The organism is Bradyrhizobium sp. R2.2-H, assembly GCF_004346455.1.
GTDB lineage: Bacteria > Pseudomonadota > Alphaproteobacteria > Rhizobiales > Xanthobacteraceae > Bradyrhizobium > Bradyrhizobium diversitatis.
Genome location: NZ_SMBR01000013.1, coordinates 167,453 through 178,774, shown reverse-complemented (window position 1 = coordinate 178,774; position 11,322 = coordinate 167,453). Strand labels below are relative to the sequence as shown.

General features: G+C 62.8%; 9 protein-coding genes and 1 pseudogene. 7 read left to right on the top strand and 3 right to left on the bottom strand.

The annotated features are described in order from the left end of the window. The first annotated feature begins 69 nt into the window (after positions 1-69). The 6 genes and pseudogenes from EDE08_RS29640 (at position 70) to EDE08_RS29615 (ending at position 7,074) form a co-directional block, all read left to right on the top strand. On the top strand, positions 70-858 hold the full coding sequence (locus tag EDE08_RS29640) for a heme-binding protein (RefSeq protein ID WP_131872423.1): 789 nt from the start codon (positions 70-72) through the stop codon (positions 856-858). A gap of 105 nt (positions 859-963) precedes the next feature. Next, positions 964-2,811, top strand: a complete 1,848-nt coding sequence (locus EDE08_RS29635) for a methanol/ethanol family PQQ-dependent dehydrogenase (RefSeq protein ID WP_131872325.1) — start codon at positions 964-966, stop codon at positions 2,809-2,811. Next, entirely contained in the window at positions 2,795-3,646 is an 852-nt protein-coding gene (locus tag EDE08_RS29630; RefSeq protein ID WP_131872323.1) for a substrate-binding domain-containing protein, read from the top strand. The genes EDE08_RS29635 and EDE08_RS29630 overlap by 17 nt, the downstream gene beginning before the upstream one ends. After that, on the top strand, positions 3,646-4,281 hold the full coding sequence (locus EDE08_RS29625; protein WP_131872321.1) for a c-type cytochrome: 636 nt from the start codon (positions 3,646-3,648) through the stop codon (positions 4,279-4,281). The genes EDE08_RS29630 and EDE08_RS29625 overlap by 1 nt, the downstream gene beginning before the upstream one ends. A gap of 32 nt (positions 4,282-4,313) precedes the next feature. Further along, the gene (locus tag EDE08_RS29620) at positions 4,314-4,670 is read left to right on the top strand and encodes a c-type cytochrome (protein ID WP_245524916.1); all 357 of its coding nucleotides are present in this window, start codon (positions 4,314-4,316) and stop codon (positions 4,668-4,670) included. Between the two features lie 5 nt (positions 4,671-4,675). After that, positions 4,676-7,074 (top strand): annotated as a pseudogene (locus EDE08_RS29615) (glucose/quinate/shikimate family membrane-bound PQQ-dependent dehydrogenase). Positions 7,075-7,093: 19 nt separating this feature from the next. Here the strand turns inward: EDE08_RS29615 and EDE08_RS29610 are convergent. Together EDE08_RS29610 and EDE08_RS29605 are read right to left on the bottom strand one after the other, a co-directional pair. Further along, entirely contained in the window at positions 7,094-8,860 is a 1,767-nt protein-coding gene (locus EDE08_RS29610; RefSeq protein ID WP_131872317.1) for an SDR family oxidoreductase, read from the bottom strand. Between the two features lie 55 nt (positions 8,861-8,915). After that, the gene (locus EDE08_RS29605; RefSeq protein ID WP_131872315.1) at positions 8,916-9,122 is read right to left on the bottom strand and encodes a hypothetical protein; all 207 of its coding nucleotides are present in this window, start codon (positions 9,120-9,122) and stop codon (positions 8,916-8,918) included. A 272-nt stretch (positions 9,123-9,394) separates the two neighbouring features. Between EDE08_RS29605 and EDE08_RS29600 the strand changes: the two genes are divergently transcribed. Then, complete coding sequence (locus EDE08_RS29600; RefSeq protein WP_131872313.1) at positions 9,395-10,177, top strand: Crp/Fnr family transcriptional regulator; 783 nt, start codon at positions 9,395-9,397, stop codon at positions 10,175-10,177. Between the two features lie 4 nt (positions 10,178-10,181). On the opposite strand, the gene EDE08_RS29595 is transcribed toward EDE08_RS29600, so the two are convergent. Further along, complete coding sequence (locus EDE08_RS29595; protein WP_245524915.1) at positions 10,182-11,084, bottom strand: glycosyltransferase family 9 protein; 903 nt, start codon at positions 11,082-11,084, stop codon at positions 10,182-10,184. Positions 11,085-11,322 lie beyond the last annotated feature (238 nt).

Here is an 11,322-nt window from a genome sequence, read left to right as displayed (position 1 = left end):
GTGAACATAGGAACCGCAGGTGTGTTGCAACGTTCGCCAGTTGACGCGCGACATTTCCGTGGAGGCCCTATGCGCAAACGAACCGTCGTAGCGACTGTCATGCTCGCAGCCGCCCTTGCGCGGCCGCAAGGTGCCATCGCGCAAGATCAGCCGCGCGCGGGAATGTCGTGTCCGGTCGACCATGATCAGCTCGCCGACATTCTCAAGAAAAGTGTCAAGCCCGGCGGCGGCCCCAGCAATGGCGGCCTCGACAACAATGAATGGGCTGCCGTCGTCAATCGCCAGGGGGTGGTTTGCGCCGTCGCTTACAGCGGCAGCAAGGTCGACGATCAGTGGCTCGGAAGCCGTGCTATCGCCGCCGAGAAAGCCAACACTGCGAATGCGTTCAGCCTGAAGGACAAGGCGATGGCCACTGCCAATCTCTATGCGGGCGCACAGCCCGGCGGCCTTCTATTTGGTGCGGCGCTCAGCAATCCGCCCTCTCCAGAGGTCATTTATGCCGGCACACCCGACGAGTTCGGCACGGCAAAAGATCCGATGGTCGGCAAACCCGTTGGCGGCGTGGTCGTGTTCGGCGGTGGGCTCGCCCTCTACGATGGCAACGGCATTGCGGGTGCGCTCGGCGTCAGCGGCGACAGCTCCTGTGCGGACCACAATGTCGCCTGGCGCGTGCGCCACCTCCTTGGGCTCGATCATGTGCCGGCCGGCGTCAGTCCCAACATGAAGGACGCGATCATCTACGACATCGGACCAGACGGCAAAAGCCCGTCGGGCTACGGTCATCCCAAGTGCAACGGCAGGGAGGACCAGATTGCGGTCGATCTTGGTGCCGGCGTCTCGGGAAACGTCGTCAGATAGCCAGACTCTCGGAACTTAGGAACCAAGCGTGCGTGCGACGTTTGTACGTTCGCAAACCGGCCTGCAACGCGGCACGGCCTCGTCAAGCCGTGGAGATCTTCACTTATGTTAATGTTCGGCCTCAGGCGATTGCTGTGGGGAACGTTGAGTGCGGCCACCGCCTGCGGCATGTTGCTGTCGCCTTGTCTCGCCCAAGCTGATCTCGTCAGCCGCATGAAGGATCCCGGCCAGTGGCCGATGGCGGCGCGGGACTACGCCAACACGCGCTACAGCGCACTTGACCAGATCAACGCCAGCAATGCCTCACGCCTGCAACTTGCCTGGACGTTTTCAGTCGGAGCCGATCGCGGCCAGGAGGCCGCCCCGCTGGTCGTTGACGGGACCATGTATGTGGTCAGCCCCTACGCCGGACCTTACCCGAACCGCGTCTTCGCGCTGGATGCCACGACAGGCGAGCTGAAATGGTCCTACGCGCCGAAGCCGGAGCCGGCCGCAGCGGGCGTTGCCTGCTGCGACGTCGTCAATCGCGGGCTCGCTTTCGATAACGGCAAGATCTTTCTCAATACGCTGGACAATCACTCGGTCGCGCTCGATGCCAAGACCGGTAAGGAGCTCTGGCACACGAAACTCGGAGAGATCAACAAGGGCGAGACCATCACGATGGCGCCGGTCGTCGTGAAGGGCAAGGTGCTCATCGGCAACAGCGGCGGTGAGATGGGCGTTCGCGGCTGGGTGACTGCGCTCGACGAGAACACCGGTGCCATCGCCTGGCGCGCCTATGCCACGGGCCCCGACAAGGACGTCTTGATCGGCGACGATTTCAAGCCCTTTTACGACAACCTCAAAGGCAAAGATCTCGGCGTCAAGAGCTGGCCCGCCGACCGCTGGCAGGTCGGCGGCGGCACCATGTGGGGATGGATTTCCTACGACGCCGACCTCAACCTGATCTATTACGGCACCGCCAATCCCAGCCCGTGGAATGCGAACCAGCGCAGCGGCGACAATCTCTGGAGCACCACCATCTTCGCGCGGGATCCCGACAACGGCCATGCGAAATGGGCGTATCAGGTCAACCCGCACGATCTGTTCGACCATGACGAAGTCAACGAGAACGTGCTGGTCGACCTCGAGCTCAATGGCCAGCCGCGCAAGGTGCTGATCCACCCCGGACGCAACGGCTATATGTACGTCATGGACCGCGCCTCCGGCGAGGTGATCTCGGCGGACGCCTATGAGTTCGTGAACGCCTATAAGGGTGTCGACCTCAAGACCGGCAAGATCATCCCCAATGAGGAGAAGACCCCTCTGGTCGGCAAGACCGTCGAGAACATTTGCCCGACCGCGCCGGGCGCAAAGGATTGGCAACCGTCCGCCTGGTCACCCCGCACCAAGCTGCTTTACGTTCCGCACCAGCATCTCTGCATGAACTTCAAGGCGTCGCAGGTCGGCTACATCGCCGGCACGCCCTATATCGGCGCCGATGTCGATATGTATGCCGGCCCAGGCGGCCATCGCGGCGAGTTCATGGCGTGGGACCCGGTCGCTCGGAAGAAGGTCTGGGAGATTCACGAGAAGCTGCCGGTCTGGAGCGGCGCGCTGGTGACCGCGGGCGACGTCGCGTTCTACGGAACGATGGACCGTCTGTTCAAGGCGGTGGACGCGAAGTCCGGCAAATTGCTTTGGCAGTTTCGCGCGGGCTCCGGGTTCATCGGTCAGCCGATCTCCTATCGGGGATCCGATGGGCAGCAATACATCGCGATCCTCTCCGGTGTCGGCGGCTGGCCTGGTGTAGTGGCGAATGCAGAGGTGGATCAGCGCGTGCGCAACGGCGCGCTCGGCTTCACCGGTGCGATGCAGGACCTGCCATTCTACACGGCAGGTGGCAGTGAGCTTTTGGTGTTTAAGCTCGGCGGCACCAGCAATCAGGACAGCAGCCATGCGTCTCCGCAGTGATTGGGCCGTCCTTACTGTTGCTCTCGCTTTTGCCGGCCCGATCGGGATCGCATCCTCGGTAGCCGCCGCGCCGAATGGCGAGCTTCGCGTCTGCGCTGACCCGAACAATCTGCCGTTCTCCAATAGCGCCGTAGCCGGTTTTGAGAACAAGCTCGCTTCGATGGTGGCCGAGGCGCTGGGACGGTCGGTGTCCTATACGTGGTGGGCACAGCGTCGGGGCTTCATCCGCAACACGCTCAGGGCCGAGAAATGCGACGTCGTGATGGGCGTGCCTGCCGGCTACGAGCTCGTAGAGACCACGAAGCCCTATTATCGCTCGACCTATGTTTTCGTGAGCCGTGAGGACGAGCATCTCGATCTCTCGTCCCTGCTTGATCCCCGCCTGCATCGCCTGACGATCGGCGTGCATCTCGTCGGCGACGACGGCAACAACCCACCGCCCGCACAGGCACTTGGCCAGCTCGGGATCGTCGACAATGTCCGGGGATACTCGATCTATGGCGACTATCGTCAGGCCGATCCGCCTGCACGCCTGATCGAGGCGGTCGAACACGGCGAGATCGACGTCGCCGCCGCATGGGGGCCGCTCGGCGGCTATTTCGCCGCGCATTCCAAGGTGCCGCTGTCGGTCACCCCGATCCGGGACGGCGACCGTTTCGCACCCCAACAATTCCAGTTCGCCATTTCGATGGGCGTTCGCAAGGGGGACCACGCGCTGCGCGACCAGCTGAACGCGTTCATCGATGCACATCGATCCGAGATCGCTGCACTGCTGCGCAGCTACGGCGTGCCCCTGGTGGAGGAGCCTGTGACAGTTTCAGGAGGACCCGGGTAATGTCTGCATTGCCGCTGCGTACGAGCGTGTTATCGCTACTGCTGGCGACGGTGCCGAACAGTCCCTTGCTTGCCCAGCAGACCCTGCCGCAATCGCAGGAGGCACAGATGCCGACATTGGCGCCGCGGCCGAACTTCGGCGGCAGCGTTGGCAACGGCAGGCCGGGCGTATTCATGCAGGTGCCCGTGACCACGCTGTTCCCGGGCGCGCAGCCGGATCCGCCTGTGATCAAGAATCCGGTCCAGGGCGACCCCAATGCCGAGCAGCGCGGGATGACCTATTTCGTCAATTTCAATTGCGTCGGCTGCCACGCGCCGAATGGCGGCGGCGGCATGGGGCCGGCGCTGAGCAACAATCTCTTCACCTACGGCTCGCAGCCCGAAAATATCTATTTGTCGATCTACCAGGGACGGCCCAATGGCATGCCGGCCTGGGGCGGTGTGCTGCCCGACAGCGTGATCTGGGACCTCGTCACCTATATCGGCATGATCAGCAACGAGCCGAACCGACAATGGGGCCGCACGTTCTCGGCGGACCCACTGTCGCCTGAGCTCGAGCAGGTTCCGAGCGAGCAGGTCTCGACGACCGACCCGTGGTCCGCCACCAAGTCCTTCAATTTCGGTCAAAAGCCCTGATTGAGGAAGCGGAGCAGCCGATGATCAGTCCAATGACACGATTGCTGATCGGCTCGCTGCTCGCCATGACGGCTGCAGCCTGCGAACCCGGTAAGGCGACCGGCCCGGAAAGCGACGTACGTCGCGGCGCAGATCTCGTCAAGAACTACCATTGCGGCAGCTGCCACGACATTCCCGGGATTGCCGGCGCCGACGGCAACGTCGGCCCGCCCCTGCACCGGATCGGCACGCGCACCTATATCGCCGGGTACATCCGGAATTCGCCGGACAACATGGCTGACTGGATCGAAGATCCGCAGCGCGCGTTGCCCGGCAACGCCATGCCGAGAATGGGCATTTCGCAGAAGGACGCACGCGACATCGCGGCGTTTCTCTATACGCTGAAGTAGACCACATGAATCCCACACCGCGCCCTGCAAGCTTGTTTCGCGATGCGCCATTGCTGGCCGTCACCATCGTGATGATCGCCATCATGGGATTGGGCCTCGTCGGCGGTGGTGCGTGGCTCGCGATGCTCGGCGGCTCCGCTTACTATCTCGTCGCCGGAATTATGCTGCTGCTCACGGCGTGGCTGCTGATAAGACGTCGTGCCGAGGCTCTCTGGATCTACGCCGCGCTGCTGCTTGGCACGATGGCGTGGGCGATCTGGGAAGCCGGATTCGATTTCTGGTCGCTGGCACCGCGCGGCGACATCCTTGCGCCACTCGGCGTCTGGCTGCTGTTGCCGTTCATAGCCCGACGTTTGGCGCCCAATTTGCGGGCCGCGCGCTGGGCGCTCGGGTTCGTCCTGATCGTCGCGGCCGGCGTGCTCGGCCTCTCTCTGGCGCGCGATCGCCACGACTTAGCCGGTACAATAGCGGAGAGCAAGATGACGGGTGCCATCGCCTCCGCGGATGGAGTTCCGCCCATCGCCGGCGAGAACTGGACGGCCTATGGCGGTAGTAGTTTTGGCACGCGCTATTCCTCGCTCAGCCAGATTACCACAGCCAACGCCGGGGATCTCAAGCTCGCCTGGGAATTCCGCACCGGCGATCACAAGGGCGCTGATGATCCCGACGAGATCACCAACCAGGCGACGCCGCTCAAGATCGGCGACCTCCTCTACATCTGCTCGCCGCACCAGATCGTGTTCGCGCTCGACGCCAAGACCGGTCAGCTACGCTGGAAGTTCGACCCGCAGGTTCAGCACAACAAAGCCTTCCAGCACATGACCTGCCGTGGCGTGTCCTATCACGCGACGAAGGAGGGCTCCGTTACGGCCTACGGCACCCCGGCACCAGGCGATTGTCCGGAACGCATCTTCGTACCGACGAATGACGGCCGGATGTTCGCACTGGACGCCCGGAGCGGAACGCCGTGCGTCAGCTTCGGTGACAAAGGCCAGATCGACCTCAAGGAGGAAGCGAGATCAAGACGCTCGGTTTCTACGAAGGCACCTCGCCGCCCGTGGTGACCGACAAGGTCCTGATCGTGGGCGGGGCTGTCATCGACAATTATTCCGATCGCGTGCCGTCGGGCGTCATCCGCGGCTTCGACATCTATTCGGGCCGACTCATCTGGGCCTTCGATGCCGGCAATCCCGATCCGAACGAGATGCCGTCGGACTCACACCATTTCACAGCGGGATCACCGAATTCATGGAGCATCTCGGCAGTCGATGAAACGCTGGGGCTCGTCTATGTCCCGCTCGGCTCGAGCTCGCCGGATATCTGGGGCGGCGGCCGTTCGCCGGAGAAGGAGCGCTACGATTCAGCGCTGATCGCCCTCGATATCGCCACCGGAAAGCTGCGCTGGTCGTTCCAGAACGTGCACCATGATCTCTGGGACATGGACATGCCCTCGCAGCCGAGCCTGGTCGATTTGCGTTCGAATGGCGGCACCACGCCGGCGATCTACATTCCGGCAAAGACCGGCGACATCTTCGTGCTCGACCGCCGCGACGGCCATCAGCTGGTGCCTGCCCCGGAAAAACCTGTACCGCAGGGAGCCGCGCCCGGCGACCGGTTGTCTTCCACCCAGCCCTTCTCGGAGTTGAGCTTCCGTCCGCCCGGCATGCTGACGGATGCGCAGATGTGGGGCAGCACGATGTTCGACCAGCTCGCCTGTCGCATCAAATTCAAGCGTCTGCGTTACGAAGGGCCGTTCACGCCGCCCTCGGAGCAAGGCACGTTGGTCTTCCCGGGCGATTTCGGCATGTTCGAGTGGGGCGGCATCGCGATCGATCCTGAGCGGCAGATCGCCATCGCCAATCCGCAGTCCATTCCGTTCATCTCGCGCCTCGTGCCGCGCGGAAAAGACAATCCGGCAGCACCAAACGCGGCGCATCCCCCGGGCACCGAACTCGGCGTGCAGCCGATGTATGGCGCCCCATATGGCGTCGATCTCGGCATCTTCCTGTCCCCGCTCGGCATACCCTGCCTCGCCCCGCCCTGGGGCAATATCGCCGCCATCGACCTCAAAACCCACAAGGTGGTGTGGCAGCACCGCATCGGCACGATCCGCGACCAGGCGCCGCTCCCGCTGCCGTTCAAGCTCGGCGTTCCCATGCTGGGCGGGCCGATCGTGACAGCGGGCGGGGTCATTTTCATCACGGGGATGATGGACGACTACATCAGGGCGTTCGACGTTCGCGACGGCAAGCAGCTCTGGCAGGATCGCCTTCCCGCCGGCGGGCAATCCACGCCGATGACGTATGAGGCAGGCGGCAAGCAATATGTCGTCACGGTCGATGGCGGCCACGGCTCGTTCGGCACCAAGCTCGGCGACTACGTGCGCGCTTACGCGCTGCCTTGATACCCGTCGGTAAGCCCCTCTACGCTCGGCGCCGTTGTGTCCTTGTCTGCCGGCGTGGGCGTGCAAGTGCCGAGACCACGACAGCCGCACACGCCGCGATCCCAAGTACAGCAAGCCCTTTGCTGATGACCCCCGCCGGCGGAAGCTGTTTCCGCACCAGCCAGCCCCCGTCGACCGACGTGCCCGGCGGCGATGCCTCGATCATGCTTCCCTCGCTGATCGGTGCGCGCTTCGCCCGCGACAGCAGGAACCGGAATGCGCTTCCCAGTAGATCTTCGGTGAGTTTCGGCGCGATCGCATAGGCCATCTGACCCGCTCGGGCTGGCCAGCCGACGGCCACTTCATCGCGCGGCGCGCGGACCAGGCTCAAGAAGGTCTCGGCAACGTCTTCGGACTGGTACAACATCGGCCCTGGATCAAGCGTCTTACCGGACATGTTGGCGCCGTGGACGAATCCCGGCGTATCCACCATCGCCGGGAATACACCGCAGACGTGGATGTGGGGATGTGCTCTGAGCTCTTGCCTGAGGCTTGCCGTGAACCCACGCAGGCCAAACTTGCTGGCGGTGTAAGCGGCCGCGAACGGTGTCGGCGCCCATCCCCCAAGCGAAATGTTATTGACCAGGATGCCTCGCTTCTGGCGCAGGAAGATCGGAAGGACTGCAAAGGCGCCGTTCATGGTGCCCAGCAAGTTCACCTCGATCGTCCGGCGATGCAGCGCGAGATCGGCGTCCTGATAGGGGCCAAATACACCCGTGCCGGCATTGTTGATCCAGACGTCGATCCCGCCGAACGCGTCCTCCGCCTGTCTGGCCAGTCGTCGCACCGCGTCGGCATCGGTGACGTCGGTTGGGACCGCCAATGCGCGGCCTCCCAGCGCCTCGCACTCCGCCGCGAGCTGCGCCAAAATCTCGCCACGCCGGGCGGCGAGCACTACACTCCCACCTTCTCGGGCAAACGCAAGCGCCGCAGCCCGACCTATTCCGCTGGACGCTCCCGTGATGACAACGCGCGTGTCCGCCATTGACCGGGCTGGCGCTCGCGACGCCCTGGCAGGAAGCAGCCATCGCAATGACTGGCGGAGACGCTGGGTGCCATCAGTTTCGAACCAGTCGCCATGAGCAAAAATAACCCGTTCAGGCGCAAGGCCGACAAGCCGCTCTGCCGCGGCCTGGACCGAACGACCGCCAAGGCGCAACAACATCCGCAAATAGATGGGTGCCATTCCGTGGGGCTTGGCAATACCAAGCAGGCTTGCGACGGCCTGATTCGAGGGTGGAAGGTGGTGAGGATCGAGATTTTCCACGAGATCCGTCAGCACCAAGGTGCGGCTCCGCTTGTCGAATATCTCCACCTCCGAAAACATCGGGGCTTGGACTGGCACCGTCTCGAGTTCGGCCGCCCAGTCTTGAGGAGTGGACGCGCCAAGCTCGCGGTCGATACGGAGGCCTGCTTCGCGAACCTGCCTCCGCGCCGAAAGTCCGCGCGCCGCGAAAGTTCGTGCTTCGGGCAATTCTTTTTGCCAAGCTTGCAGGAACATCCAATGCGCAACGTTTGGCGCCATCAGATATTTGATCGGACCCAGACGCTCCAGCTCATCGCGCAGAGCTACCGAATATCGCACCGGGGAGTGCAGAATAAGGTCACCGTTGAGCAACCGGATGACCGTCATGCGAACTGGCAGACGCAAGCCCGCTGCACTGATGGGTCGATCGTCGACAATCCAGATGTCGTTCGTGGCCTTCGTCAGGGTCGCAGTCGATGAAGCGCCATCAAATTCGTGCATGCGCGTTTTCCGGTGGAGACCTTGCTCAAGTCCCCGGATAGGAGGCTCGTTCCTCTTACACTGACCTCCGCGCGGCGCAGGCCTCGGACAAAGCCCTGGAACCGGCCTGCTTGAGGTCCTCAAGAGAGGTCTGCCCGTTTGTCGCTGCTTCCAGAAGCTTAGAGGCTACGTAGGTCCGGGCACTAATCTCGCGACGGGAGATGCTTTCGCACACTTCTTCGAGCACGGCCCGCAAAAGCGCCGTTGTATCGGTGTCGAACATTGAAGCGGCTCCAGCCTGAAAGACCTCAGACTAAGGCAACGGGGAGGACGAAGGATTTAACATTGTTAAAGAGCGCAACTTGCCGATAAAAATATGCGGGTGGTTTGCAGCGGCGTGCACTTTGATCCTGCTCGCAGAGGGAACATCAAAGCTGAGGTTGCTTTGTGTCCGCTGATGCCTACGCGTGAAATCGATGGATCGTATCACAGGTTATTGTCCGGCGTTTTCCATTTGAGTCACAATTGGTGAAGGCGAGGGCGATCGGAAGACCAATGCAGACTGGATTTGCCTTTTCCAAGCTCGCCGATCATTTGGCGAGTCTCGGTGACGCGACGGCGAGCGACCTCGACCTGCTGGCAGACATGCCAAGCGCGATCGCGCACCTCAATTCCCATCAAGCGATCCTGCGCCACGGCGATGACAGCCATCAATGCTGCGTGGTCCTGCAAGGTTATCTGTCCTGGCAGGACGCCGAAGGGGCGAGCGGGCAAATCACGTCGATCTCCGTTCCCGGCGACATCGCTGATCTCCAGACACTCTACCGGCCGCGCATCGACGGCAACCTCATTGCCCTCGGTCCCGCCGTCGTCGCGCTCGTGCCGCATCGCTTCTTCCGCGAGCTATCAACACGCTCGCCCGCATTGTCCCGTACTCTGCTACTGATGCTGCTTCGTGACCACGCTATCCAGCGCAACTGGACCATAAATCTCGGCAGCCGGGATGCGTTGACACGCGTGGCCCACCTGCTTTGCGAGATCACGACGCGCCTGCAAAATGTCGGGCTCGCCAAGGATTTCCGGTTGTCGTCGCCCTTCACCCAGTCAGACCTCGCAGCCGCCTGCAGCATCTCTCCCGTCCACGCCAACCGCACCATTCAGGAATTGCGGCGCGGCAACCTGTTGAATTGGCAAGGTAAGACCCTGCTGATTACGGACTGGCCCGGATTGGTCCGCTTGGCGGAGTTCGATCCTGCCTACCTTGGTATCCGGCCGCGCGATCGAGGCACACGACCGGCGCAACCGGACGAGACCAAAGCCGCCGTGGCGATGGCCTGACAACTCAGACCTTCTTCCTGAACTTGGCGCGCTCTTGCAGGGCCAATCTCACTTCCGCGATGACACCTTCCCAGTCACCGATCGTCCTTTGATGAAACAGCCGCAGGCTCGGATACCAAAGGGAGCGGCTCCCTGACGGAGGCCAGCGCCAGTCGCAGTCGGCGTGTAGCAGGACCCAGGTTTCGCAACTCAGCGCTCCTGCGAGATGCGCGACCATGGTGTCGACGCAAATGACCAGATCGAGCTCATGAAGAAGATGACCGAGAGATGCGATATCGGGCGTGCTGACGTCGCGAGCACCGATCTGTGCAAGCTCTTCGGCTGTCGCCTCTCTCTGCAGCGAATGAAGTACAACGCCGGGAACGGCGAGCCGGCGCAACACTGAAGGAGCGACGGCGCGCCGCTTATCCCAGCGGCCAACCTCCCAGACCAGGCCGACAGCCAGACTGTTGCCGTCGATCGGCACCGATGCCCTCGGCGGAAGCGTCAAATAGGGTCCACACGCGACCTGCTCCCGCCCGACTTTGAGCGCATGCGGCACCTCCATGATTTCGATGTCCACCTCGAAATCCGCTTCGGGTGTGCCGTCGTGCAGAGCAAGAGCACTATCGACGCCTGCCGTGCGCTCGGTCAGTGGCAGAAGTTCCGGCTGGCACCAAACCGTGACACTCCGTGCGACGTCCCGAAGAGGCTGCATGAAACGCAGGAATTGGATCGTGTCGCCTAGCCCGTGGTAGCATCTGACCAGGACATGCCGGCCCGCGAGAGCCTCGCCCCGCCAAATCCGCTGCACATGACGCGGGCCCGTGTGTTTGGGCGGATGCTGCAGCACCGCGAGATCTTGGTCAGCGATGGACCAGGCGCGGGCGAAATGACCCGCTCGCATGGCTTCGACCCAGCTGTTCACGTCCTAAGCCTCACTAGCGTCGGACGAATTTATAAAACCGGCTTACCTGACCCTCCTTGGTCCGGTCCTGGTGCAGAAACGCAAGACCGGCCTCATCGAATTTGTCGAGAATCTCGTCCCAACCGATGCGGTTCAGTCCCTCATCCGGCGGATCCAAATCGACCCGCAAGACGCCGGCGTGCCCATCCTCTTCCGTCGCTTTGACCGTCGCTGGCTGCCCGCCGGATTCGTCGACCCG

Excerpts from the sequence above, each read along its gene's own strand:
- EDE08_RS29600 (WP_131872313.1), top strand. The coding sequence starts at position 9,395 with ATGCAGACTGGATTTGCCTTTTCCAAGCTCGCCGATCATTTGGCGAGT.
- EDE08_RS29640 (WP_131872423.1), top strand. The coding sequence starts at position 70 with ATGCGCAAACGAACCGTCGTAGCGACTGTCATGCTCGCAGCCGCCCTT.
- EDE08_RS29605 (WP_131872315.1), bottom strand. The coding sequence starts at position 9,122 with ATGTTCGACACCGATACAACGGCGCTTTTGCGGGCCGTGCTCGAAGAA.
- EDE08_RS29635 (WP_131872325.1), top strand. The coding sequence starts at position 964 with ATGTTAATGTTCGGCCTCAGGCGATTGCTGTGGGGAACGTTGAGTGCG.
- EDE08_RS29625 (WP_131872321.1), top strand. The coding sequence starts at position 3,646 with ATGTCTGCATTGCCGCTGCGTACGAGCGTGTTATCGCTACTGCTGGCG.
- EDE08_RS29610 (WP_131872317.1), bottom strand. The coding sequence starts at position 8,860 with ATGCACGAATTTGATGGCGCTTCATCGACTGCGACCCTGACGAAGGCC.
- EDE08_RS29620 (WP_245524916.1), top strand. The coding sequence starts at position 4,314 with ATGACACGATTGCTGATCGGCTCGCTGCTCGCCATGACGGCTGCAGCC.
- EDE08_RS29630 (WP_131872323.1), top strand. The coding sequence starts at position 2,795 with ATGCGTCTCCGCAGTGATTGGGCCGTCCTTACTGTTGCTCTCGCTTTT.